The sequence below is a fragment of the Geodermatophilus normandii genome, assembly GCF_003182485.1.
GTDB lineage: Bacteria > Actinomycetota > Actinomycetes > Mycobacteriales > Geodermatophilaceae > Geodermatophilus > Geodermatophilus normandii.
In genome coordinates, this window is the sequence record NZ_QGTX01000001.1 from 3,692,287 (window position 1) to 3,716,515 (window position 24,229).

The 24,229-nt window shown below is 76.4% G+C and carries 20 protein-coding genes; 5 read left to right on the plus strand and 15 right to left on the minus strand.

Annotation, left to right across the window (positions count from 1 at the left end; translation table 11 throughout):
• Positions 1-73: 73 nt before the first annotated feature.
• Entirely contained in the window at positions 74-1,288 is a 1,215-nt protein-coding gene (locus JD79_RS17850) for an ROK family transcriptional regulator (protein WP_245900184.1), read from the plus strand.
• 7 nt (positions 1,289-1,295) lie between these two features.
• On the opposite strand, the gene JD79_RS17855 is transcribed toward JD79_RS17850, so the two are convergent.
• Genes JD79_RS17855 through JD79_RS17865 form a run of 3 tightly spaced genes read right to left on the minus strand, consistent with a single transcriptional unit; the run spans position 1,296 to position 4,487 of the window.
• A complete protein-coding gene (locus JD79_RS17855) occupies positions 1,296-2,186 on the minus strand; it encodes a carbohydrate ABC transporter permease (RefSeq protein WP_170149262.1) in 891 nt (296 codons plus the stop codon).
• Entirely contained in the window at positions 2,183-3,118 is a 936-nt protein-coding gene (locus tag JD79_RS17860) for a carbohydrate ABC transporter permease (protein WP_110006627.1), read from the minus strand. Before JD79_RS17860 ends, JD79_RS17855 begins: the two co-directional genes overlap by 4 nt.
• A 55-nt stretch (positions 3,119-3,173) precedes the next feature.
• Positions 3,174-4,487, minus strand: coding sequence for an extracellular solute-binding protein (locus JD79_RS17865; RefSeq protein WP_110006628.1), 1,314 nt, complete (start codon positions 4,485-4,487; stop codon positions 3,174-3,176).
• A gap of 264 nt (positions 4,488-4,751) precedes the next feature.
• On the opposite strand from JD79_RS17865, the gene JD79_RS17870 reads away from it, so the two are divergent.
• Complete coding sequence (locus JD79_RS17870) at positions 4,752-5,759, plus strand: LacI family DNA-binding transcriptional regulator (protein ID WP_110006629.1); 1,008 nt, start codon at positions 4,752-4,754, stop codon at positions 5,757-5,759.
• A 76-nt stretch (positions 5,760-5,835) separates the two neighbouring features.
• Positions 5,836-8,253: a beta-xylosidase/alpha-l-arabinosidase gene (locus tag JD79_RS17875; protein ID WP_245900185.1), complete on the plus strand. Its 2,418-nt coding sequence runs from the start codon at positions 5,836-5,838 to the stop codon at positions 8,251-8,253.
• Between the two features lie 61 nt (positions 8,254-8,314).
• Here JD79_RS17875 and JD79_RS17880 read toward each other — a convergent pair whose 3' ends face one another.
• The 7 genes from JD79_RS17880 to ald form a co-directional block, all read right to left on the minus strand.
• Complete coding sequence (locus JD79_RS17880) at positions 8,315-9,184, minus strand: pseudouridine synthase (RefSeq protein ID WP_110006630.1); 870 nt, start codon at positions 9,182-9,184, stop codon at positions 8,315-8,317.
• 51 nt (positions 9,185-9,235) lie between these two features.
• Positions 9,236-9,640, minus strand: coding sequence for a hypothetical protein (locus JD79_RS17885; RefSeq protein ID WP_146220486.1), 405 nt, complete (start codon positions 9,638-9,640; stop codon positions 9,236-9,238).
• A gap of 24 nt (positions 9,641-9,664) precedes the next feature.
• Positions 9,665-10,483: an SMC-Scp complex subunit ScpB gene (scpB, locus tag JD79_RS17890; protein ID WP_170149263.1), complete on the minus strand. Its 819-nt coding sequence runs from the start codon at positions 10,481-10,483 to the stop codon at positions 9,665-9,667.
• Positions 10,480-11,322 (minus strand): segregation and condensation protein A, encoded by an 843-nt coding sequence (locus tag JD79_RS17895; protein WP_245900186.1) that lies wholly within the window; start codon positions 11,320-11,322, stop codon positions 10,480-10,482. The genes scpB and JD79_RS17895 overlap by 4 nt, the downstream gene beginning before the upstream one ends.
• Before the next feature lie 611 nt (positions 11,323-11,933).
• Positions 11,934-12,839 (minus strand): ParA family protein, encoded by a 906-nt coding sequence (locus JD79_RS17905; protein WP_110006633.1) that lies wholly within the window; start codon positions 12,837-12,839, stop codon positions 11,934-11,936.
• 197 nt (positions 12,840-13,036) lie between these two features.
• Positions 13,037-14,029: a site-specific tyrosine recombinase XerD gene (locus JD79_RS17910; protein WP_245900187.1), complete on the minus strand. Its 993-nt coding sequence runs from the start codon at positions 14,027-14,029 to the stop codon at positions 13,037-13,039.
• A 2-nt stretch (positions 14,030-14,031) separates the two neighbouring features.
• Positions 14,032-15,156 carry an alanine dehydrogenase gene (gene ald, locus JD79_RS17915; RefSeq protein WP_110007827.1) on the minus strand — a complete coding sequence of 375 codons (1,125 nt, stop codon included), beginning with the start codon at positions 15,154-15,156 and terminating at the stop codon, positions 14,032-14,034.
• Between the two features lie 164 nt (positions 15,157-15,320).
• Here ald and JD79_RS17920 point away from each other — a divergent pair, with 164 nt between their 5' ends.
• Positions 15,321-15,974: a hypothetical protein gene (locus JD79_RS17920; protein WP_110006634.1), complete on the plus strand. Its 654-nt coding sequence runs from the start codon at positions 15,321-15,323 to the stop codon at positions 15,972-15,974.
• Between the two features lie 102 nt (positions 15,975-16,076).
• Positions 16,077-16,715 (plus strand): hypothetical protein, encoded by a 639-nt coding sequence (locus JD79_RS17925; protein WP_110006635.1) that lies wholly within the window; start codon positions 16,077-16,079, stop codon positions 16,713-16,715.
• A 79-nt stretch (positions 16,716-16,794) separates the two neighbouring features.
• On the opposite strand, the gene JD79_RS17930 is transcribed toward JD79_RS17925, so the two are convergent.
• From JD79_RS17930 to murJ, 5 genes are all read right to left on the minus strand, one after another.
• Positions 16,795-17,394, minus strand: a complete 600-nt coding sequence (locus tag JD79_RS17930) for an NUDIX domain-containing protein (RefSeq protein ID WP_110006636.1) — start codon at positions 17,392-17,394, stop codon at positions 16,795-16,797.
• Positions 17,394-19,694, minus strand: coding sequence for a CTP synthase (locus JD79_RS17935; protein WP_425454193.1), 2,301 nt, complete (start codon positions 19,692-19,694; stop codon positions 17,394-17,396). Before JD79_RS17935 ends, JD79_RS17930 begins: the two co-directional genes overlap by 1 nt.
• 1,025 nt (positions 19,695-20,719) lie before the next feature.
• Positions 20,720-21,493: a hypothetical protein gene (locus tag JD79_RS23945; protein ID WP_245900188.1), complete on the minus strand. Its 774-nt coding sequence runs from the start codon at positions 21,491-21,493 to the stop codon at positions 20,720-20,722.
• Positions 21,490-22,608 (minus strand): glycosyltransferase family 4 protein, encoded by a 1,119-nt coding sequence (locus tag JD79_RS17945; RefSeq protein WP_110006638.1) that lies wholly within the window; start codon positions 22,606-22,608, stop codon positions 21,490-21,492. Before JD79_RS17945 ends, JD79_RS23945 begins: the two co-directional genes overlap by 4 nt.
• Positions 22,601-24,208, minus strand: coding sequence for a murein biosynthesis integral membrane protein MurJ (gene murJ / locus JD79_RS17950; RefSeq protein WP_245900189.1), 1,608 nt, complete (start codon positions 24,206-24,208; stop codon positions 22,601-22,603). The genes JD79_RS17945 and murJ overlap by 8 nt, the downstream gene beginning before the upstream one ends.
• Positions 24,209-24,229: the final 21 nt, after the last annotated feature.

A 24,229-nucleotide genomic window follows, 5' to 3' on the forward strand; every position in this document is an offset into this window, starting at 1 on the left:
CCGGGAACGGAGTGCGGAGCCAGGTTTTGTTTCGGACTAGAACATAATGCACGTCACAGCTAACCTCAACCCCGTGCCCGTGCCGGTGTCGAGTCCCGAGGGCATCCGCGCGGGACCGGGCACTCCCCGCCGGGCCAACCTCGCCCGGGTGCTGCGGACGGTGTGCACCGCCGACGCCCCACCGTCGCGTGCCGACGTCGCGGCCGCCACCGGGATGACCCGCGCCACGGCCGCCCGCCTGGCCGACGACCTCGTCGCCGGCGGCCTGCTCGACGAGGTGGAGGCGACGCCGTCGGGCCGCCGGGGCCGGCCGGCCACGCCTCTCGCCCCGGGCTCCCGGGTCGTCGCGCTGGGCCTGCAGGCAGACGCCGGCCTGCTCGCCGGCCGGGTGCTCGACCTGCGCGGCCGGGTGGTGAGCGAGCGGGTCGAGCCCGGCGACCTGCGCGGCAGCGACCCCGCGGCCACCCTGGCCCGCCTGGGCGCCCTGGCCGCCGGCCTGCTCGGCGGGCTGCCCGACGGCACCCGGGTGGCCGGCGCCGGCCTCGCGCTGCCCGGCATCGTCGACGGCGCCACCGGCGTGCTGCTGCGCGCGCCGAACCTCGGCTGGTCCGACGTCCGCCCGGCCGACCTGCTCGCGCCCCGGCTGCCCGGCGGGCTGGACGCGGTGCCCGGCAACGAGGCCGACCTCGCCGCGCGCACCGTGGCCGAGACCGCGCCCGGCCGTCCCGGCCCGCACCGCGACTTCGTCTACCTCTCGGGTCAGATCGGCATCGGCGGCGCCACGGTGCTCGACGGCCGCGTCATGTGCGGCAGCTCGGGCTGGGCCGGCGAGATGGGCCACGTGTGCGTCGACCCCGACGGGCCGGCCTGCCGCTGCGGCTCCACCGGCTGCCTCGAGCAGTACGCCGGGCGCGACGCCCTGCTCGCCGCCGCCGGGCTGCCCCGCGGCACCGCCCCCGGCGAGCTGGCCCGGCGCGCGGCCGGTGGCGACCCGGCCGCGGCCGCGGCGGTGGCCGGCGCGGCGCGCGCGCTGGGCGTCGCGCTCGCCGGCGTGCTCAACGTGCTCGACGTGCCGGTCGTGGTCCTCGGCGGCCACCTCGGCGAGCTCGCCGGCCTGCTGCGGCCGGCGCTCGAGGAGCACCTGGGCCGGCGCGTGCTGTCGGCCCGCTGGCGCCGGCCCCGGGTCGAGGCCGCGCCCGGCGCACCGGCGGCCGGCGCGACGGGAGCGGCGCTGCGCGCGCTCGCCGACGTCGTCGACGACCCCGCCCGGTGGCTGGGAGCGCACTGACGGCCGGCTACTTGCCGAAGCCGGCCGTCAGGCCGCTGAGCAGGTAGCGCCGGCCGATCAGGTACAGCACGAAGATCGGCACCACCGACAGCGTCACGGCCGCGAGCAGGCCCGGCACGTTGGTGCCGAACTGCCCCTGGAAGTCCCACAGCCCCAGGGTGAGCACGCGGGTGTCCTCCGACTGCGTGAGCACCAGGGGGAAGAGGAAGCCGTTCCAGGCCGTGAGCGAGGTGAACACCGACACCGTGGTGATCGCCGGCTTGGCCAGCGGCAGCACGAGGTGGCGCAGCACCGCGAACGGGCCGGCGCCGTCGAGGGTCTGCGCCTCGTACAGCTCGCCGGGGATGTCGCGCAGGCTGTTGACCATCACCAGGAGCGCCACCGGCATCGCGAAGGCCGCCGTCGGCAGGATGACCGCCAGCAGGGTGTCGTACATCCGCATCTGCGTGATCATGAGGTAGACGGGGATGATCGCCGCCTGGGCGGGGATCGCGAGGCCGACGAGCAGGAGCGAGAAGCCTCGCTGCACGAAGCGGCCGCCGTTGCGGGCGATGGCGTAGGCCCCGGGGAGCGTCAGCCCGACGACGATCGCCACGGTCGCCAGCGTCACGACGACGGTGTTGAGCAGGTACGTCGGGAAGCCGCCCTCGAAGACGGTCCGGTAGTTCTCCAGCGTCGGGTCCGACGGCGGGACGAGCGGGTTGGTCGACAGGTAGTCCTGCCGGGTCCGCAGGCTGCCCGACACCAGGTAGTACAGCGGGACGGCGACCAGCACCAGCCAGACCAGAGACAGCAGGCCGGCCAGGAGGTTGGGCCGCTCGCGGCGGCGCCGGCCGCGGGGACGCGGCGGCACCGGGGCCGCGGACGCGCCGCGGGTCGGGAGCGCGGTGGCGGTCACAGGCCCTCCTGCTGGCTCTGCATGGCCCGGAAGCCGGTGACACGGGTGACGAACAGGGACAGCCCGGCGCCGAGGACCAGCAGCAGGACCGCGATGGCGCTGGCGTAGCCGAACTCGAAGCCGCTGAAGCCGGTGATGTACATGTACAGCGGCGCGATGCGGGTCGTCGTCCCCGGGCCGCCCCCGGTGAGGATGAGGATCGTGTCGAACGTGGTGAACGAGCCCACGATCATCAGCACGCTCGAGGTGATCACCGTGTACTTCAGCAGCGGCAGCGTGATGGTGAAGAACTGGCGGTAGCGCCCGGCCCCGTCGATGGTGGCCGCCTCGTAGAGGCTGTGCGGGATCTGCCGGGCGGCGCCTTGGTAGAGCAGCGTGTGGAACGGGACGTACTGCCAGGAGACGACCCACACGACGGTGTAGATGACGATGTCGGTGTCGCCGAGGAAGTTGAACCGGTCGAGGAACGGCAGCGCCTGGGTCACCCCGAAGTTGGGGTCGAGCACCGAGGCCCACAGCAGCGCGATCGCCGCCGTCGACAGGAGCAGGGGCAGGAAGAACAGCGAGCTGAGGACGGCGCGGTTGCGCTGCCGCCCGGCCGCCCAGACCCCGATCAGCAGCGCGATCGGGGTCTGGACGGCCCAGGTGACCACCATGAACAGCAGGGTGAGCAGCAGGGCGTCGCGCGCCTCGCCGTCGGCGACCAGGCGCTCCCAGTTCGCCGCCCCGGACGGCTGCGGGAACCCGAAGCCGTTCCAGTCGGTGAAGCTGAGGTAGACGACCAGACCCATCGGCAGCACCGCGAAGAACCCGAAGAAGGCCAGCGCGGGCGCCAGGTACCAGCCCGAGGGGCGCTCGCGCGTCCCCCGGGGCCGGCCCCGGGGCGTCGGCGCCGGGCTCGGCGCGGTGGTGACGAGGGTGGTGCCTGCCATGCCGGGTCCCCTGCCGTGGAGTGGTGCGGTGGTGCGGTGCGGGTGCGGTGGTGGCTCAGGCCGCGGACATCGCGGCGACGAAGCCCTCGGGGGTCTGCTCGCCGAGGAACAGCCGCTGCAGCTCGGTCAGCATCTCCGTGGCCTGGTCGGCGGGCAGGTCCTGGTCCCAGGACAGCTGGAAGTTCGGCGCGCCCTCGACCAGGTCGTAGATCCAGGTCGTGTAGTCGGCGTTCTCCGCCTGCTCCAGCTGGTCGCGGACACCGGCCACCGCGGGCACGTCGCCGGCCGCCACCAGGTCCTCGACGTACTGCTCGTCGTTGAGCGCCGTCGTCACGTACTCGATGGCCACGTCCCGGTGGTCGCTGTCCGCGACGACCGAGTAGAAGTTCGTCGGGTTGCCGACGACGTTGGCCGGGTCACCGGCACCGCCCTCGACCGCCGGGAACGGCGCCCAGCCGAGGTCGCCGGCCTCGACGAACTCCGGGCTCTGCCCGAGCTGGTTGACGTACTCCCAGGACCCCATGAGGTGGAAGCCGGCGTCGCCCTGGGCGAGGATCGTCGACGCACCGCCGACGTCGTAGCCCACGGAGGCGAAGTCGTCGCCGAAGGCGCCCCGGTCGACCAGGTCGGTCACCAGCTGCAGCGACTGGAGCACCGCCGGGTGCTCCCAGGCGCCGGGCTCGCCGTCGCGGATCGCCTGGAAGACCTCCGGGCCGCCGACGCGGTCGAGCAGGTACTCGATCCACATGAGCTCGGTCCACGACTGCGAGCCGGCCAGGGCGATCGGCGTGACGCCCTCGGCCTTGAGCGCGTCGACGGCCGCGAGCAGCTGCTCCCAGGTCTGCGGGACCTCCACCTCGGCGGCGTCGAGCACGGCCCGGTTGTAGAACAGCGCGACCGGCTGCACGCCGCGCATCGGGATCCCGTAGTACTTCCCGTCGAGCTGGGCGGCCTCCAGCACGCTCGGGATGAACGAGTCGCGCAGCTCGGGGTCCTCCTCCAGCAGCGGGGTGAGGTCCTCCACCGCGCCGGCGTCGACGTACTCCTTGAGGTTGCCCCCGCCCCAGTTGAAGAAGACGTCGGGCGCCTCGGGTGAGCTCAGGGCGACGCGCAGCCGCTGCTTGTAGGGGTCGTTGCCGAACGTCGCGAGCTCGGCGTCACCGGCCTCGCTGGTCTCGTTGAAGCGGGAGATCGAGGACTCCTCGATCGGGTTCAGCACGGTGTCCTGCAGGGCCCACACCTGGGCGGCGTCGCCGCCGCCTCCGCCGCCGGCCCCTGCGGGGCCGGAGGAGCCGCAGGCGACCAGGCTCGCCGCGAGGAGGAGCGCGCCGGCGGATGCGGCACCACGGGTCAGACGCCGGGATGTCATCCCATCGCCGCCTTTCTGTTTCGACGTTGAAAACCGAAAGTTTCGGGGTGGTGCGAGAACGTAAGCCACGTCACGGGACCTGTCAACGCACCGTCTTGGCGCCCGCGTGGCGCCCCTCGGGGTCGACGGGGTGACCTGCGCCACGGCCCGTATCCTGACCAGGACGGATGGGAGGGCTGGCGGTATCGGAGAAGTTTCGATAGCGTCGCCGATCACATCCGACCGGCACCGGCGCCGGCGGCCGGCCACCTCGGAGGACCGACAGTGCACGAGCAGACGGCCGGCCGCCCCACCCTCGCCAGCATCGCCGCGGCGGCCGGCGTCTCGCTGCCCACGGTGTCCAAGGTCGTCAACGGCAAGACCGACGTCGCCCCCGCCACCCGCGAGCGCGTCCTGGCCCTGCTCGACCAGTACGACTACGTGCCCCTGTCCCGGCGGCCGGCGCCCGAGCCGGAGAGCCCGCTGGTCGACGTCGTGTTCACCGCGCTGGACAGCCCCTGGGCGGTCGAGCTGCTGCGCGGCATCACCGAGAGCGGACTGGAGATCGTCCTCGACTCGCTGGCGGCCCGGCCGCAGGGCGGGGACTGGGTGCGCTCGCTCATCGCCGGCGGCCGCCGCGGCGCCATCGTCGTCACCTCCCGGATCACCGCGGCCGACCAGCGCCGGCTCGGCCGCTCGCACCTGCCCGTCGTCGTCATCGACCCGGTCGACATGCCCGGTCCGGACGTGCCCAGCGTCGGCGCCACCAACTGGTCCGGCGGCATGGCCGCCACCGAGCACCTGGTCGAGCTGGGGCACCGGCGGATCGCGGTCATCGGCGGCCCCGAGGACTGGCTGTGCAGCCGGGCGCGCATCGACGGCTACCGCGCCGCGCTCGACCGCGCCGGCATCCGGGCCGACCCGGCGCTCGTGCGCCACGGCAACTTCCACCACGACGGCGGCTACGAGCGCGCCCGCGAGCTGCTCGAGCTGCCCGACCGGCCGACGGCGGTCTTCGCCGGCAGCGACGAGCAGGCCTTCGGCGTCCTCGAGGCCGCCCGCCAGGCGGGCCTGTCGGTGCCCGGCGACCTGTCCGTCGTCGGCTTCGACGACCTGCCGATGGCCCGCTGGTCCTCCCCTCCCCTGACCACCGTGCGCCAGCCGCTGGCCGACATGGGCCGGATGGCCGGGCGCATGCTGCTCGACCTGGTCAGCGGCCGGGAGCTCGCCAGCCAGCGGGTCGAGCTGGCCACCTCGCTGGTGCCGCGCGCCTCCACGGCTCGCCGTCCCTGACCCGCCCCTCCCCCGCACCGGCCGGCGGGCGTGTCCCCTGCGCCGCCGGTCTCCCGCCCGCACGACTGGAGCACCCGTGACCGACCAGCCCCTCGCCGACCGTCCCGGTGCCGACCGTCCCGGTGCCGACCGTCCCGGTGCCGACCGTCCCGGTGCCGACGGGTGGGCCGGCACCTGGCGCGACCCCTCCCGCCCCCTGGCCGAGCGGGTGCGCGAGCTCGTGGCCGAGATGACCCTCGAGGAGAAGGTCGCCCAGCTCTACGGCGTGTGGACGACGATCGGCGAGGGCCCCGACGGTGGTGCCGACGTGGCGCCCAACCAGCACGAGTTCTCCGAGCCGCTGCCGCCGTGGGAGGAGCTGACCCGCCCCGGCCTCGGGCAGCTGACCCGGGTGTTCGGCACCGTGCCGGTCGAGCCGCTCACCGGCGCCCGCGTCCTGGCGAGCACCCAGCGCGGCATCGTCGAGGGCTCGCGCCTGGGCATCCCGGCCATCGCGCACGAGGAGTGCCTGACCGGGCTGGCCGCCTGGCAGGCGACGGTGTTCCCGACCCCGCTCGCCTGGGGCGCCACCTTCGACCCGGCCGTCGTGCAGGAGATGGCCGCGGGCATCGGGGCGCTCATGCGCCGCATCGGCGTGCACCAGGGCCTCGCGCCCGTCCTCGACGTCACCGTCGACGCCCGCTGGGGCCGCACCGAGGAGACGATCGGCGAGGACCCCCACCTGGTCGCGACGCTGGGCAGCGCCTACGTGCGGGGCCTGGAGGGCACCGGCGTCGTCGCCACCCTCAAGCACTTCGCCGGCTACTCCGCCTCCGGGGCCGGGCGCAACCACGCCCCGGTCCGCCTGGGGCCGCGCGAGCTCGCCGACCTGCTGCTGCCGCCGTTCGAGGCCGCGCTGCGCGAGGGCGGCGCCCGCTCGGTCATGCACTCCTACGCCGCCGTCGACGGCGTCCCGCCCGCCGCCGACCCCACGCTGCTCACCGGCCTGCTGCGCGACACCCTCGGCTTCGACGGCGTGGTCGTCGCCGACTACTTCGGCGTCTCGTTCCTCGAGACCACCCAGCACGTGGCCGGCTCGCCGGGCGAGGCCGCGGCCCTGGCGCTGGCCGCCGGGGTCGACGTCGAGCTGCCGACCGTCCGCTGCTACGGCACGCCGCTGCTGGAGCGGATCCGGTCCGGCGAGGTCCCGGAGGCGCTGGTCGACCGTGCGCTGGAGCGGGTCCTGCGGCAGAAGGGCGAGCTCGGCCTGCTCGACGCCGGCTGGGACCCCGAGCCGGAGGCACTGCGCAGCGGGGAGCCCCTGGACTTCGACCCGCCGCACCTGCGGGAGCTGGCGCGCGTGCTGGCGGAGCGCTCGGTGGTCCTGCTGGACAACCCGCGCGGCGTCCTGCCGCTGGCCGCACCGCGGCGGGTCGCCGTCGTCGGACCGTGCGCCGACGAGGTCCTGTCCCTCATGGGCTGCTACGCCTTCCCCAACCACGTCGGCGTGCAGCACCCGGACGTGCCGCTGGGCCTGGAGGTGCCCACGCTGCTCGACGCCCTGCGGGCCGAGTTCCCGGACGCCGAGGTCCGCACCGCCCTCGGCTGCCCGGTCCAGGAGGCCGACCGCAGCGGCTTCGACGCCGCCCTGGCCGCTGCCCGGGACGCCGACGTGTGCGTGGCCGTCGTCGGCGACAGCTCCGGGCTGTTCGGCCGCGGCACCTCCGGCGAGGGCTGCGACGCCGCCGACCTGCGGCTGCCCGGCGTGCAGGGCGAGCTGCTCGACGCGCTGCTCGGGACCGGCACCCCCGTGGTCGTCGTGCTGCTCACCGGGCGGCCGTACGCGCTGGGCGGGGTCGCCGGCCGGGCCGCGGCGATCGTGCAGGCCTTCTTCCCCGGTGAGGAGGGCGCCGGGGCGGTCGCGGGCGTGCTCAGCGGCCGGGTGGACCCCTCCGGCCGGCTGCCGGTCTCCGTGCCGCACGGGCCCGGCGGGTCCCCGGCCACCTACCTGGCGCCGACCCTCGGCCGGGCCGGCGGGATCAGCTCGGCCGACCCGACCCCGGCCTTCCCGTTCGGCCACGGCCTGGGCTACACGACCGTCGAGTACTCGGGCCTGGAGGTCTCCGGCGAGCAGTGGCCCACCGACGGCGAGCTGGCGGTCTCCTGCACGGTGCGCAACACCGGCGGCCGCGACGGCGCCGAGGTGGTGCAGCTCTACCTGTCCGACCCGGTGGCCAGCGTGGTGCAGCCGCTGCGCCGGCTGGTGGGCTTCGCCCGGGTGGAGCTGGCCGCCGGCGCCGCGGCGCGGGTGTCGTTCCGGCTGCACGCGGACCGGGCGTCCTTCACCGGGCGGGACCTGCGGCGCGTGGTGGAGGCCGGCGAGGTGCAGCTCGCCGTCGGCGCCTCGAGCGAGGACCTGCGGCTGCGGGCGACCGTGACGCTCACCGGGCCCGACCGGGTCGTCGGCGCCGACCGCGTGCTCTCGACCCCGGTCACCGTCGAGCCGCTGGGCTGAGTCGGGCCGCTGGGCCGAGCCCGCCGCGTGCCTCCCCCGGCCGGGGAGGCACGCGGCGGGCTCAGAGGCCGACGAGCTCCTCCAGCGCGCCGACCTCCTGGCGGGTGAGCCGGCGGATCGAGCCGCTGCGCATCCGCTGCAGGGAGACCGGGCCGATCGCGGTGCGGGTCAGCCGCGTCACCGGGAGGCCCACCTCGGCGAGCAGCCGCCGGACGATGTGCTTGCGCCCCTCGTGCAGCACCACCTCGACGACCGACTGCCCGGCGTGGGTGTCGACGACGCGGAAGGAGTCCACCTTCACCGGGCCGTCGTCGAGCTCGATGCCGGCCCGCAGCCGGCGGTGCAGCTCGCGGGAGACCGATCCGGACACCTGCGCGAGGTAGGTCTTCTTCACCTCGTAGGACGGGTGGGCCAGGCGGTGCGCCAGGTCGCCGTCGTTGGTGACCAGGAGCAGGCCCTCGGTGTCCTGGTCGAGGCGGCCGACGTGCACCAGCCCGGGCGCGAGGTCGCCGACCATGTCGCCGACGGTCGGGCGGTCGCGGTCGTCGCTCATCGCCGTGATGACGCCCGGCGGCTTGTTGAGGGCGTAGGTGACCCGGTCGTCGCGCAGCTCGATCCGGCGGCCGTCGACGGCGATCTTGTCGGTGGCGGGGTCGACGCGCATGCCCTGCACGCTGACGACCGCGCCGTTGACGCTGATCCGGCCGGCGTCGATCATCTCCTCGCAGACGCGGCGGGAGCCGACGCCGGCGCGGGCGAGGACCTTCTGCAGCCGCTCCCCCTGCCGGTCGTCGGGCGCGGAGGCGGGCCCGCGGTCGCCGGGGTGGACCGGCGCGAGCTCCATGTCCTCCGACCAGCCCTCACCGCCGGGGCTGCCGGGCGTCAGCTCGGAGGGATCGGGGAGCGCGTCGGGATGCGGTGCGGTGTCCATCGCCGCCCAGTCTCCCACCCCCGCGACGGGGACCGGCCGCCGCGGGACCGCTCAGCAGTTCTCCTTGCCGTAGGCGTCCACGGCCTCGCCCGAGGAGACCAGTTCGCCCTGCAGCTCCTGCAGCTGCGGGGCCAGGTCGGCGTTGGCCGAGGGGTCGGTCAGGTCGGCCTGGTCGAGCAGGTCGGACAGGCCGCGCCAGGAGGACACCAGGTCGTCCCACTCGTCGGCGACGGCCTCGGGCGGGTCGACGGCCTCCAGCCGCTGCACCGCCTCGTCGAGCACCTGCGGCGCCGACTGCGGGTCGGACTGGACCGCGTTGACGTCGTCGGTGATCTCCGAGAGCAGGTCGGGCACCTCCGCGCAGAACGCCTCCTGGCGCTCGGCCTCCTCCGACGAGCAGCCGGCCAGCAGCAGCGCGGTGAGGGCGAGCGGGGCGGCGAGGGCGCGGGAGGTCACGACGAGCACGGTATCGGCGGGCGCTCAGCCCTCCGCGGCCTGCTCCCGGGCCAGCGCGACGGGGTCGGGCAGCAGCGGCGCCAACGGCGGCAGCTCGTCGAGGCCGGTCAGCCCGAGCCGCTCGAGGAACAGCGGCGTCGTCCCGTAGAGGCCGCCGCCGCTGTCGGGGTCGGTGCCGACCTCGGTGACCAGACCGCGGGACAGCAGGGTGCGCATGACGCCGTCGACGCCGACCCCGCGGATCGCCGACACCCGCGCGCGGGTCACCGGCTGCCGGTAGGCGATGACGGCGAGGGTCTCCAGCGCGGCCTGCGTGAGCCGGGTCCGCTGTCCCTCGGCGAGGTGCCGCTCGACCACCGGCGCGAACTCCTCGCGGGTGTAGAAGCGCCAGCCCTCCCCCACCCGGCGCAGCGTGATCCCGGAGCGGCGGGCGTCGCAGTCGGCGGCGAGGTCGGCCAGCGCGGCGCGCACCCGGGCCACCGGGCAGCGCAGCGCGGCGGCCAGCGTCGCCTCGTCGACCGGGCCGTCGGCGACGAACAGCAGCGCCTCCAGACCGCCGCGCAGCTCGACCGGGTCGAGGTCGGCCTCCGGCTCCGGCTCGGGCGCGGCCGGCAGCTCGAGCCCGGGCAGCGGCAGCGGCTCGGGCTCGGCGGGGACCGGGGGGACGTCGTCGGCGGCGGGGGCCGGGCGCTCGGCGACCCGGGCGGCCAGCTCGGCGGCGACGGCGTCCCAGATCGCGGGGTCGGCGGCGTCGGGGCGGCCGGCCTCCTCCTCGCGGGTCGCCTCGAGCTCGGCGGCCAGCGCCTCCCACGAGAACGGCGCGCGCTCCTCCGGCCCGGTCACGGCAGGTCCTCCGTGGCGACGTCGGGCCCGTCGTCCGCGGGCCCTGCGCCGTGCCCGGGGTCCGCCGGGCCGGTCCAGCGCACGTGCAGCTCGCCGAGCGGCGTCAGCTGGGTGAAGGTGACCCGCTGCTGGCGGTAGAGCTCGAGCAGCGCGAGGAAGCGCGCGACGACCTCCAGCGTCGTGGCACAGTCGCCGGTGAGGGACCGGAAGGTGAGCGTGCCGGCGCCGACCAGGGCGGTGCGCACGGCGAGCAGCTGCTCGGCGACGCTGACCGGCGGCGCGTGCAGGTGCCCGACGCCGACGGTGGGCGGCTCCCGGGGCGTGAGCGCCCGCGCGGCCAGCGCGGCGAACCGCTCGGGGGTGGTGCCGAGGAGCACCTCGGGCAGCAGCCCGGCGAAGCGCGGCTCCAGCGGCGCCTCGCGGGCGTACCGGCCGGCCGCGCCCGTCTCGCGCTCGCGCAGGAACGCGGCGGCCTGCTTGTAGGCGCGGTACTGCAGGAGCCGGGCGAAGAGCAGGTCGCGGGCCTCGAGCAGCTCGAGGTCGTCCTCGTCCTCGATCTCGGCGGCCGGCAGCAACCGGGCGGCCTTGAGGTCGAGCAGGGTGGAGGCGACGACGAGGAACTCGCTGGCCTGGTCGAGGTCGAGCTCGTCCCCGAGTGCCCGCAGGTGGGCGATGAACTCGTCGGTGACCACCGACAGGGCGATCTCGGTGACGTCGAGCTGGTGCCGGCCGATCAGCTGCAGCAGCAGGTCGAACGGGCCCTCGAAGTTGGTGAGCCGGACGGTGAAGCGCGCGGGATCGACCCCGCGCTCCGCCACCGCCTGCGTGCTCGCACTCACGGAACGCAAGGGTAGGCGGTGCTACCGACGATTCAGCCGCGGAGACGCCGGACCAGCACCGAGTCCTCGCCCTGCTCGGCGAGGTCGGCGAGCAGCACGGAGATCGCCTCGCGCACGATGCGGCCGCGGTCGGCGGCCACGCCGTGCTGCGCGCGCAGCGTGAGGCGGGCGCTCTCCAGCGCGAGCAGGTCGTCGGCGGAGATGTAGACGGTGATCTTCTCGTCGTGCCGGGTGCGGGAGTTGCCGGCCGCGCGGGCGGCCTTGCCGCGGGTCCGGGCACCCGGCGGGGCGCCGGAGCGGGCGCCGGAGCCGCGGTGCGGTAGGCGGCCAGCGGGTCGGCCGCAGCGCCGCCGGGCACCAGGGTGAGCGGTGCGGGCGCGTCGCCGGCCGGTTCCGGGTCGACGGCACGGCGGCCGCCGCGCAGCGCCGGGGAGCTGACCGCCGAGGCCAGGCTCGGCAGCTCGGTCACCTCCGCCTGCGGGGTGTCGGTCCGCCGGAACAGCTCGGCGGCACCGGGGAGCACGGGACGCCGGGTCACGCGCCCACCTCGCCGGTGCTCGGCGGGCGCGTGCCCCGGGGTGCTCCGCTCATCGGTGAGCTCGCGCGCTGGCTCACAGGGCGATGACCTCCTTGGCCAGGTCGCGGTAGGCGGCCGCACCCGAGGAGGTCGGCGCCCAGGTGGTGATGGGCTGGCCGGCGACGGTGGTCTCGGGGAAGCGCACCGTGCGCTGGATGACCGTCTGGAACACCGTGTCGCCGAAGGCCTCGACCACCCGGCTGAACACCTCCCGGCAGTGCACCGTCCGGGTGTCGTACATCGTCGCGAGGATCCCGGAGATCTCCAGCTCGGGGTTGAGCCGCTCCTTGACCTTGTCGATCGTGTCCACGAGCAGCGCCACGCCGCGCAGGGAGAAGAACTCGCACTCCAGCGGGATCATCACGCCGTGGGCGGCGGTCAGGGCGTTGACCGTGAGCAGGCCCAGCGAGGGCTGGCAGTCGATGAGGACGTAGTCGTACTCGTCGCGCACGGAGTCCAGGGCGCGCAGCAGGGTCTGCTCGCGGGCCACCTCGCTGACCAGCTGCACCTCGGCGGCCGACAGGTCGATGTTGCTGGGCACCAGGTCCAGCCCCGGGACGTCGGTGGCCACGCGGACGTCGGCCAGCGTGGTCCGCCGCTCCATGAGGGCGTTGTAGACGGTGCGCTCGAGCTGCTGGGCGGGCACGCCGAGGCCCACCGACAGGGCGCCCTGCGGGTCGAGGTCGACCAGCAGCACGCGGCGGCCGTACTCGACCAGCGCGGCACCCAGGTTGATCGTCGACGTCGTCTTGCCGACGCCGCCCTTCTGGTTGCACATCGCGATGACGCGCGCCGGGCCGTGCTCCGTCAGCGGCGGCGGCTCCGGCAGCCTGCGCTGTCGCGCGCGGGCCGGATCCAGCCGCGAGGCGGCCGCACCCATCTCCCCGCCGTCGGCCGGGAGTGCGAGAGCCTGACCGGCCACGTCTCCTCGGATCGCCATGAGTCGCCACTCCTCCGTGCTCCCCGGCGGTGCCGGCCGCGGTCGGCCGCCCCTTCCGCTCGGGTCCCCTGGAACGGTAGGGAGATCACCAGCGACGATCCACGGGACACGCCGTCGCTGGCGGATGTTGCCGTGGCGCCGCGGCTACCCGTCGGTACCCATGGGCAAGAGGTGCCAGCCGAGTGGCCGGCCGGTCGTCAGGACAGCGCCCGGGGGTGGCTGCTGGCGTACACCTCGCGCAGCTTGTCCACGGTCACCAGCGTGTAGACCTGCGTGGTCGTCACCGACGCGTGCCCGAGCAGCTCCTGCACCACGCGGACGTCGGCCCCGCCGTCGAGCAGGTGGGTGGCGAAGGAGTGCCGCAGCGTGTGCGGGGAGACGTGCTCCACCGACGGGCCCGCGCGCTCGGCCGCCGCCTGCAGGATCGCCCAGGCGCTCTGCCGCGACAGCGGCCCGCCCCGGGCGTTGAGGAACAGCCGCCCCCCGCGCACGCCGTCTCGCCCGGCCCTCGTCCCCGCCGTGGCCAGCGCGGGGCGGGCACGCACCAGGTAGTCCTCGACGGCGCGCAGCGCGTAGCTGCCCACCGGGACGATCCGCTCCTTGCCGCCCTTGCCGGCCAGCCGCACGACCGCCTGCCCGCGGTCGAGGTCGTCGACGGCGAGGCCGACGGCCTCGGAGATGCGGGCGCCGGTGCCGTAGAGCACCTCGAGCAGCGCGCGGTCGCGCAGCCCGCGCGGGCCCTCGAGCGAGCCCGCGGCCTCGATGAGCGCGACGACGGACTCGACCGGGATCGCCTTGGGCAGCCGCCGGGCCGGTGCGGGCGGGCGGACCTCGGCGGCGACGTCGCCGGGGACCAGGCCGTCGAGCAGCGCGAAGCGGTGCAGCCCGCGGACGGCGACCACCGCGCGCGCCGCTGACGTCGCCGACAGCGGCGGGTGCCCGTCACCCCCCTGCCGGAGCGCGGCGAGGAAGCCGGAGACGTCGCTCTCGGCCACCTCGCCCAGCCCGCGGACGCCGGCAGCGGCGAGGAACTCCACGTACCGGCGCAGGTCGCGCCGGTAGGAGGCGATGGTGTTGGCGGCCAGGCCCCGCTCGACGGCGAGGTGGTCGAGGTAGCCGCCCACCACCCGCTCGACGTCGGGACCGGCGGTCGCGGGCAGGGCCCCGCTCAGCGCCCCGCTCAGGGTCACGGTCAGGGCAGGTCTCCCTCCACCTTCTCCAGGCCGACGGCGCTCATCCCGTGCGCCTCGGCCACCTCCGGCAGCACGACCTGCCCGGCGACGACGTTGACGCCGTGCGCCAGCGCCGGGTCAGCGGCGACCGCGGCGCGCGTCCCCTTCTCGGCCAGGGCCATGACGTAGGGCAGCGTCACGTTGGTCAGCGCGTGCGTGGAGGTGTTCGGGACCGCGCCGGGCATGTTCGCCACGCAGTAGAACACCGACTCGTGCACGCGGAAGGTCGGCTCGTCGTGTGTCGTGGGCCGGCTGTCCTCGAAGCACCCGCCCTGGTCGACGGCGATGTCGACGAGCACCGAGCCCGGCTTCATCCGCGACACCAGCTCGTTGCTCACCAGCGTGGGCGCCTTCGCGCCGGGCACCAGCACCGCACCGATGACCAGGTCGGCGTCGAGGACGGCCCGCTCGACCTCGTAGGCGTTGGAGGCGACCGTCTGCAGGTGCCCGCGGTAGACGTTGTCCGCGGCGCGCAGCTTGTCGACGTCGCGGTCGAGGACGACGACCTCGGCCTGCATGCCCAGGGCGATGGTGGCGGCGTTCATCCCCGACACCCCGGCCCCGATGACGACGACCTTGGCCGCGTAGACGCCCGACACCCCGCCGAGCAGCACGCCGCGGCCGCCGTGCGCGCGCTCGAGGCTGTGCGCCCCGACCTGCGGCGCCATCCGGCCGGCGACCTCGCTCATCGGCGCCAGCAGCGGCAGCGCGCCGTTCGCCGTCTGCACGGTCTCGTAGGCGATCGCGGTGGTGCCGGAGGCGACCAGGGCCTCGGTGCAGGCCCGCGAGGCGGCCAGGTGCAGGTAGGTGAACAGCGTCTGCCCCGCGCGCAGCCGGCCGTACTCCTCCTCGATCGGCTCCTTGACCTTGAGCAGCAGGTCGGCGTCGGCCCAGACGTCGTCGGCGGACCCGACGATCCGGGCGCCGGCGGCGGTGAAGTCGGCGTCGGGGATCGAGCTGCCCTCCCCCGCGCCCCGCTCGACGAGGACGGTGTGCCCCGCCCGGGTCAGCTCCGTGACCCCGGCCGGGGTCAGCGCGACCCGGTACTCCCTGTTCTTGACCTCACGCGGCACCCCGACGTGCATGACCACTCCCGCTCCCGGCCGGGCCGAGGTCGTCGGCCCGCACCTGATCTCGTCGCTCCCGGGTGAGGGAGCCCACACCCGCCGACCCTAACGACCGCCCGCGCTGCCGCACCCGGGCCCAGCGCCCACGATGGCCCGGTCGTCCCCCTGGAGGAGGAACCCCGATGCGCCTCTACGCCACCCGGCCCGACCGCCGCCTGGGTCAGGTGCTCGCCGACGTCGGCCTGCTGGCGTGGATCGTGCTGTGGGTCGTCGTGGCGCGGGTCGTGCACGGCGCGGTGCTCGTGCTGGCCGAGCCGGGGCAGGCGGTGGAGGACCTCGGCTCGTCGGTGGCCGACAGCATGGGCTCGGCGGCGTCGGCGGCCGACGACGTGCCGGTGGTCGGCGACGAGCTGTCCGCGCCGTTCGACGCGCTGGGCGACGCCGCGGGGTCGGTGACCGGGGCCGGGCAGGCCGCGCAGGACGCCGTCGGCACGCTGGCCACGGTGCTCGCCGTCGTCCTGGTCGTGCTGCCGGTGGGCTGGCTGCTCGCGCGCTGGCTGCCGTGGCGCGTGGCGTGGGTGCGCGAGGCGAGCGCGGTGTCCCGGCTGGCCGGCCGCGCCGAGCCGGACCTGGACCTGCTGGCCGCGCGCGCCGTCGCCACCGCCCCGCTGCCCCGGCTGGCCGACCTGCCGCCCGGGACCGGCGCGGCCTGGCGGGCCGGGGACCCCGCCGCCGTGCGGGCGCTCGCGGCGCTGGAGGCGGGCCGGCTCGGGCTGCGGCTGCCCGCGCCCGACGCCGCGGGCTCCGGGGCCACCGCGCCGCCGCGCTCGGGTTGAGTCGGCCCCCGCCGGTGCCGATGTCCCCTCCTGATCCGGGAGGTGGGCGTGGGACGGACGGGACGCACGCGGTCGCGTCGGCGGGGCCGTCGCGGGCCGTCGGTGGGCGGGGTCGCCACGCGCGTCGCGGCGGCGGCCGCGGTCGGGCTGGTGGCCCTGTCGGCACCGGCCACGGACCTCGCCGCGCAGGTGACCGCCTCGTGGGCACCGTTCGGCGACGCCGGCACCGCCGACCGCCCCGGGCCCGCCCGCGTCGCCGACGCCCCGCGGCCGGTCACCGCCGTCCCCGACCCGGTCGTGGAGACGCCGGTCCTCGCGCTGCCCGTGCCGCGGCGGCTGCAGGTCGAGGTCCCGACGCCGATGGTCCCGTACGGCGTGCCGCTGGAGACCACGCCGCCGCCCGCGCAGTGCGGTGGCTACGGCGGCCTGCGGCAGGTCCCGCCGGGGGTCGTGCCCGGCCCGGGCTCGGCGACGGTGAGCTGGCAGGCCGACGGCCGCGACGCCGTCCAGGGGTACCGGGTGACCGCGGTCAGCCAGCAGCTCGTGGCCGGCGTGCAGCCCGCGCCGCCGCAGGTGACCGTCGGCCAGCGCGCGGACTGCGGCGAGGTGACCGCGAGCATCGGCGGGCTCACCAGCGGCGTCGCCTACGTCTTCTGGCTCGAGGAGCTCGTCCTCGACGCCGACACCCGGGTGACCGAGTACGAGCAGGTCGGCTCGTCGCCCGCGGTCGTCATCGGGTGACCCGCCGAGATCCCGTGATCCCGCACGCGACACGCCGGTCCGACCGCCGAGGTCACGCGATCTCGACGGGAGTGGGGCGCTACGTGGCGTCGACGGGGCGCAGCGTCGTCCCCGCGGCGCGGTGCTGGGCGGCGGCGAGCAGGCCGATGACGGCGGCGGAGTTGCGGATCGCCCCGTCGAAGACGCGCTGCACCGCCTCGTCCAGCGGCACCAGCTCGACGGTCATGTCCAGCTCCTCGTGCTCCACCGTGAAGCCCTCGGGCCGGTCGACGTCGGACAGTCCCTCGGCCAGGTAGACCAGCACCAGCTCGTCGCAGAAGCCGGGGGTGCTGAACGTGGTGGTGAGCAGCGACCACCGCTCGGCGGCCATCCGCACCTCCTCGGCCAGCTCCCGCTTCGCCGTCTCCAGCGGCGGCTCGCCGTCGGCGTCGCGCAGGCCGGCGGGCAGCTCCCACAGGTAGCCGCCGACCGGGTGCCGGTACTGCCGCAGCAGCACGGCCTCACCGGCGTCGGTGAGCGCCACGACGGCCACCGCGCCGGGGTGGCGGACCACCTCGCGGACGCTGTCGCCGCCGCCGGGCATCGCCACGGTGTCCTTGACCAGCGTGATGACCCGGCCGTCGTAGACCGTCTCGGTGCCGAGGACGCGGTAGTCGCCCTCGGCGGCCGGCTCGGTCACTAGATGCCCACCTTCTCGGCTTCCTCGAACGGCACCGGCAGCCGGGCGGACTCGGCCCGGTCGATGGCGGCGGCGACGAACGCGGCGAACAGGGGGTGCGGGCGGGTGGGCCGGCTCTTGAGCTCCGGGTGCGCCTGCGTGCCGACGAAGAACGGGTGCACCTCGCGCGGCAGCTCGGCGAACTCGACGAGCAGCCCGTCGGGCGAGGTGCCGCTGAACACCAGGCCGGCCTCGGACAGCCGGTCGCGGTAGGCGTTGGCCACCTCGTAGCGGTGGCGGTGCCGCTCGGTGACCTCCGTCGAGCCGTACGCCGCGGCGGCCTGCGAGCCCTTCTGCAGGTGCGCGGGGTAGCTGCCCAGCCGCATCGTCCCGCCGAGGCCGCGCTCGCCGGCGAGGACGTCGACCTGGCTGGCCATGGTGGCGATCACCGCGTCGGGGGTGTCGGGGTCGAACTCGGCGGAGTTGGCCTGCTCGATCCCGGCGACGTCGCGGGCGTACTCGATGACCATGCACTGCAGGCCGAGGCACAGCCCGAGGGTCGGGATGCCGTTGGTGCGGCTGTAGCGGATGGCGCCGAGCTTGCCCTCGATGCCGCGCACGCCGAACCCGCCGGGGATGCACACGCCGTCGACGTCGCCGAGCGCGGCCGCCGCCCCCTCGGGGGTCTGGCAGTCGTCGGAGGGCACCCAGCGGATCTGCACGCGGCTGCGGTGGGCGAACCCGCCGGCGCGCAGCGCCTCGGTGACCGACAGGTAGGCGTCGGGCAGGTCGACGTACTTGCCGACCAGCGCGATCGTCACCGTCTGCTTGGGCCGGTGCACCCGCTCGAGCAGGTCGCCCCACACGGTCCAGTCGACGTCGCGGAAGGGCAGGCCGAGCCGGCGGACGACGTAGGCGTCGAGGCCCTCGCGGTGCAGCACCTTCGGGATGTCGTAGATCGACGGCGCGTCGGGGCAGGAGATGACGCCCTCGGCGTCGACGTCGCACATCAGGCTGATCTTGCGCTTGAGGCCCGTGCCGATCTCGCGGTCGGCGCGGCAGACCAGCGCGTCGGGCTGGATGCCGATGTTGCGCAGCGCGGCCACCGAGTGCTGCGTCGGCTTGGTCTTCAGCTCCCCCGACGGCGCGATGTAGGGCACCAGGGAGATGTGCAGGAAGAAGCAGTTGTCACGGCCGATCTCGTGGCGCACCTGCCGGGCGGCCTCGAGGAAGGGCAGCGACTCGATGTCGCCGACGGTGCCGCCGATCTCGGTGATGACGACGTCCACCCCGGAGTCGACGCCGTCCTCGTCGACGACCGGCGACTCGGCCGCCGCCAGGATCCGCGACTTGATCTCGTTGGTGATGTGCGGGATGACCTGCACGGTGTCGCCCAGGTACTCCCCGCGCCGCTCCTTGGCGATGACGTCGGAGTAGACCTGCCCGGTGGTGACGTTCGAGCGGGCGCCCAGGTCGGTGTCGAGGAAGCGCTCGTAGTGCCCGACGTCGAGGTCGGTCTCGGCGCCGTCCTCCGTCACGAACACCTCGCCGTGCTGGAACGGGTTCATCGTCCCCGGGTCGACGTTGAGGTACGGGTCCAGCTTCTGCATGGTGACCCGCAGCCCGCGGGCGGACAGCAGCGCGCCGAGCGAGCTGGCCGTCAGGCCCTTGCCGAGAGAGGACACGACCCCGCCGGTGACGAAGACGAACTTCGTCGGCTGGGAGTTGGAGAAGAGGCGACGCGATGCGGACTGCTCAGGAGTTCCAGGTCGACCCACGGGAACCCACCGTAACACGGTCGTCCCCCTCGCCCCGGTCGCCGCCGGGGGCTCCGCGCGCCCGCCGCGGGCGGTGGCGGCGAGGTCGACCAGGAGGGGCACCAGCAGCGCCGCGGCGGTCGCCGGGAGCGCCACCCCGGAGTCGTTGACCGCGGCGCCCAGGGCCAGGCTGAGGGCCGCGGCGACCAGGCCGGCGCGCAGCACGGCGGCGTCGGCGAGCCGCAGTCCCGAGCCGCCCTCGCGCAGCAGCCCCGGCCCGCGCGGCCGGCGCCGCCGCACCAGCCAGATCGCGGCGACCAGCGCCACGGGCAGCATCCAGGCCAGCGCGGAGCCGAGCAGGATGCCGAGGTTGGCCGAGGCCTTGCGGCTGACCACCGTCCACGCCTCGCCGGTGAGCAGCTGCTCGACGAAGCGGCCCAGGTGGCTGCGCTCGGCGGCCGGGCGCAGCCAGTCGAGGAAGGCCAGCGTGCCGACGGCGACCACCCCGGCGCCCAGCACCGCGGTCAGCCGCACGACGGTCAGGCGCACGCCGGTGAGCAGCATCGCCAGCAGCAGGAAGCCGGGCAGCACCGCCAGCACGCCGCCGAAGTCCCGGCCCAGCCCGGGCGCCCCGACGATGGCCACGGTGACCAGCCCGGCGCCCAGCACGACGGCGCCGGTGACCCGCCGCGCCCGCCGCCCGCCGTCGTCACGCCCGGCGCCGGCCCACCGGCCGGCGAGCGCGGCCACCACGGCGGTGCTCACCAGGGCGGCCGACGACAGCAGGCCGGAGCTGAGGTTGCCGTAGCCGGTGAACCGCCCGGCGACGATCGCGTCGTAGCCGAGCAGTGCGTCCAGCTCCAGCGTCGAGCCGGTGAGCACGTCGCCGACCAGCGTGGCCACGGTGATGGCGAGCACGGTCAGCGGCGGCCCGAGCCGGCGGCGTCGCCGGGGGCCGAGCGCGGCGAGGGCCACCACGACCGCGTCGGCCAGCAGCAGCGCCCCCGCCAGCGCCCACCGCGGCGAGCCGGCCCGCTCCCAGGGCACCAGCCCGGCGAGGTAGGTGGCCACCGGCAGGGCCGCGGCCGCCAGCGCCGCGAGGCGCAGCGCCGGCCGCCAGCGGGCCCGGGAGGGCCGCACGCCGGCGTCGCGGGTCAGGCCCAGCACGAGCACCCCCAGCACGACGACGGCGGCCTGCACCGCGACCAGCCCGAGGAAGAACGTGCCGGTGCTGCGGTGGTGGGTCACCGCGGCGGTGTTCGCCCGCGTCAGCTCCGTGACCGCCTGCGCGGTGCCGGGGCGGCCCTCGGTGACGGTGAGCGGCTGACCGTTGACCGAGGCCGGCTGCTCGAGGTCCAGGGCGCGCAGCACGGTCGGGGCGACGTCGATGAGCTGGGTGAACGGCGCCCGCCCCGTGCTCGCCGACGACAGCCAGCCGGGGTCGGTGAACCCGGGGCCCGACGCGATCCCCACGTGCAGCTGCGGGCGCCCGTCGTTGACCTCCGAGACGCCCTGCACCAGCAGCAGCGTCTCCCCCGGCAGGGCGGCGACGGCGGCGCGCAGCTGCGCGACCTGCGCGTCGATGGCGGTCAGCGCCGCCTCGCGGCTGACGGGGTCGGTGCCGGTCTCGCTGCCCTCGGGCGCCGGGACGCCGGCGTCGACCAGGCCGTCGAGGGAGACGAGGGTGAGCGGGCAGGGCTCGAGCAGCGCGGCGAGCGCGGCGCCGTCGGCCGGCAGGCCGTCCTCGCGGGTGAGCCCGACGCCCGGTGCGGCGACGGCCAGCGCCGCCGCCCGGCCGACGACCGTCGCGCACCCCACGGCGGCCCCAGCGCCCCCGGCTCGGCGCCGAAGCGGGCGGTGGCGCCGTCCTCGGCCACGGCGCGCACGGCGCTGAGCGGATCGGCCAGCCCGGCCTGCGCCAGCCGCTCCTGCAGCCCGCAGTGCGACAGCTCGGGGCTGGCCGGCGGCCCGGCCGGGGTCGGCGCCTCCGACGGGCCCGCCTCCCCCGCGGTGCCCGGGGTGCCGCCGGGCAGCGGCACGGTGGGCAGCGGGACCATCGGCAGCAGCTCGTCGGGCGCCGGGAAGCGGGCACGGTTGCCCGCGCCGAGGGTGGCCCAGCCGTCGAGCAGGCAGGTGGTGGAGCGGGCGGCGCGCACCGAGACCGCGCCGACCGGCGAGGTGTCGGCCAGCTCCCACAGCGCCGGGGTGCGGCCGGGGTCGACGTCGTCCCACACCAGGCCGGGCACGCCGACGACGAGCACCCGGTCGGCCGACCAGCCGTCCTCCGCCGCACCCGCCACCCCGGGCGCCCCGGCGAGGAGCACGGCGAGCAGCGCGAGGACCAGGACGGCGGCGCGCCTCACCGCGGTGGCCCCAGCAGCTCGCGGTAGACGGCGGCCAGCGTGCGGGCGGTGGCGGCCTCGTCGGGCCAGCCCGCCGCCTGCTCCCGCCCCGCCTCGGCCAGCGCCGCGGCGCGGGCGGGGTCGGCGAGCAGGTCCCGGACGGCGCCGGCGAGGGCGGCGGCGTCGCCGGGCGGGACCAGCAGCGCGCCGTCGCCGAGCAGCTCGGGCAGCCCGCCGGTGCGCGTGGCCACCAGCGGCGTGCCCGCCCGCAGCGCCTCCTGCGCGGTCAGCGAGCGCGCCTCCCAGCGCGAGGGCAGCACGACGAGGTCGGCGGCGGCCAGCAGGTCGGCGACGTCGTCGCGGCGGCCCAGCAGGCGCACCGGCAGCCGCTGTGCCGCGATCCGCGCGGCGAGCCCGGCCTGCAGCGGCCCGTCCCCGGCGACGGCGACCAGGGGCTGCGGGTCCCCGGTCCACGCCGCGGCGGCGTCGAGCAGGACGTCGTAGCCCTTCTGCGGGTGCAGCCGCCCGACGGCGAGCACGAGCGGGCGCCCGTCGGCCAGCCCGAGGTCGGCGCGGACCTCCTCGCGGGACCGGCGCGCCGGGAGCAGCGCGGGGGCCGACACCGGAGCCACCCGCACGTCGCGGGCGCCGAGGCGGCGGGCGTTGGCGGCGAGGTCACCGGAGGCGGCCAGGACGACGTCGGCGGCGCGGACGGTGGCGCGCTCGGCCGAGGCCAGCACCCGGCCCAGCGGCCCGCCGCGCTCGGGCAGCGCGTTGTGCAGGGTCACCACCAGCGGCCGGCGGGCCCCGCTGCGCACCGCCGCGGCCGCGACCAGGCCGGCCCGCAGGCCGTGGGCGTGCACGAGGTCGCTCCCGGCCGCGGCGCGGCGCAGGGCGAGGACCGCGCGGGTGTCGGCGACCGGGTCGAGCCCGGCGGAGATCTCCACGGGGCGGAAGGCGGCGGCTGCGGAGAAGCCGAACAGCGCGTCGGTGGCCGCGGGCCCGCACACGGTGACGTCGGCGCCGGCGTCGGCGAGCGCGGGCAGCACCGAGCGCAGGTGGGTGCCGACGCCACCGGTGCTGGTGGCCAGCACCTCGGCGACCCGGCGGCCGTCGAGCGGTCGCGAGTCAGCCACCGTGCACCTCCGTCCCGCCGGGCGTCCGCAGTGCGCGCACCGCCGCGAGCAGGGGCCGGCGCGCCGTGCCCATCATGACCGCCGCGGCCACCACGGTCACCGCCGCCGCCATGAGCACCCCGGCACCGACGGCGCCGGCCGGCGACGTCCCCGGCACCGGGTCGGCACCGAGCGCGCCGGCCAGCGCGAGGCCGGCGGCCGCGCCCGCGCCGCCGGCGAGCAGGGCGGGCAGCCCGCAGCGTCCCAGCCCGGCGAGCCCGCCGGGCCCGGCCGTCCGCGCGGTCGCGAGCAGCAGGGCGGCGCCGGCGGCGGTGACGCCGATGCTGTGCCCGGCGGCCAGCGCCAGCGCGCGGTCGGCGTCCGGCAGGGCGGCGGAGAGGACCACGTCGGCGGCCACCGCGAGCAACCAGCCGCCGAGCACGCAGGCGGTGGGCGCGCGCCACAGCCCGCGGGCGTACAGCGCCCGGGTGAGCACCGCGACCAGGCCGTAGCCGACCAGGCCGGGGGCGAAGGCCACGACGGTGTCGCGCAGCGCGGCCACCCGGTCGGGGCCGCCGTCGAGGAGGAACACCCGCGCCATCGGGCCGGACACGGCGGCGAGCACCGCCGCGGCGACCGCGCTGGCCACCACGACGAGGGCGGTCACCGGGGCCAGCGCGCGTCGGTAGCCCGCCAGGTCCCCGGCGGCGGCCCGCTCGGCCATCAGCGGATAGGCCGACGTGGCCAGCGGCACCGCGACCGCGGCCCACGGCACGAGGAAGAGCGTGAGCCCGGCGGTGTAGGCGACCTGCGTGCCGTCGGGGCCGTCGCCGGCCAGCCGGATCGCGACCGCGGCCACCAGCTGCTGCCCGGCGAGGGTGAGCACGCCGGCGACCGCGAGCCGGCGCACCTGCGGCGCGGCGCCCACCGGGAAGCGCAGCGAGGGCCGCAGCCCCAGCCGCAGCCGCCGCACCGGTACGAGGACGGCGAGGGCGAGCGCGACCACGCCGAGCGTCGTCCCGACGCCGAGGACCAGCTCGGCCGGCGTCGTCAGGTCCCCGACGTCCCGGGCACCGCCCAGCCAGGCGAAGGCGGCGTAGGCCGCCGCGACGACGACGCTGGACAGCAGCGGCGCGATCGCCGGGCCGGCGAAGCGGCGGTGCGCCTGCAGCACGCCGGTCCCCACGACGGCCAGGCCGTAGAGCACGACCTGCGGCGCGAAGACCAGCAGGAAGCGGGCGGCCAGGTCGACCTCGGCCGCCGTGCCGCCGCCGAGCAGCAGCGCGGCGATCGGGTGCGCCAGGACGGCGAGCAGGGCGGCCAGCGGCACGAGGACCAGCAGCGTCCAGCCCAGCAGCGCCGAGGCGGTCCGGCGCACCTGCTCGCGGTCGCCGGCGGCGATGCCCCCCGCCAGCATCGGCACGACGAGGGAGGCCAGCGCCCCGCCGGCGACCACCTCGAAGACGATGTTCGGGACGGTGTTGGCCGCGGTGTAGGTGTCGCCGGTGCTGTCGGCGCCGACGGCGTTGGTGAACACCAGCGTGCGCCCGAACCCGGCGAGCCGGGCCAGCACGGTGAGGACCGCGATCAGCGCGGCGGCGCCGGCGACGCCCTGCGCCACGCGCCGCCCCGACACCGTCGG

Excerpts from the sequence above, each read along its gene's own strand:
- JD79_RS17905 (WP_110006633.1), bottom strand. The coding sequence starts at position 12,839 with ATGGCGATCCGAGGAGACGTGGCCGGTCAGGCTCTCGCACTCCCGGCC.
- ald (WP_110007827.1), bottom strand. The coding sequence starts at position 15,156 with ATGCACGTCGGGGTGCCGCGTGAGGTCAAGAACAGGGAGTACCGGGTC.
- JD79_RS17880 (WP_110006630.1), bottom strand. The coding sequence starts at position 9,184 with ATGGACACCGCACCGCATCCCGACGCGCTCCCCGATCCCTCCGAGCTG.
- JD79_RS17865 (WP_110006628.1), bottom strand. The coding sequence starts at position 4,487 with ATGACATCCCGGCGTCTGACCCGTGGTGCCGCATCCGCCGGCGCGCTC.
- JD79_RS17920 (WP_110006634.1), top strand. The coding sequence starts at position 15,321 with ATGCGCCTCTACGCCACCCGGCCCGACCGCCGCCTGGGTCAGGTGCTC.
- JD79_RS17860 (WP_110006627.1), bottom strand. The coding sequence starts at position 3,118 with ATGGCAGGCACCACCCTCGTCACCACCGCGCCGAGCCCGGCGCCGACG.
- JD79_RS17935 (WP_425454193.1), bottom strand. The coding sequence starts at position 19,694 with ATGCTGCTCACCGGCGTGCGCCTGACCGTCGTGCGGCTGACCGCGGTG.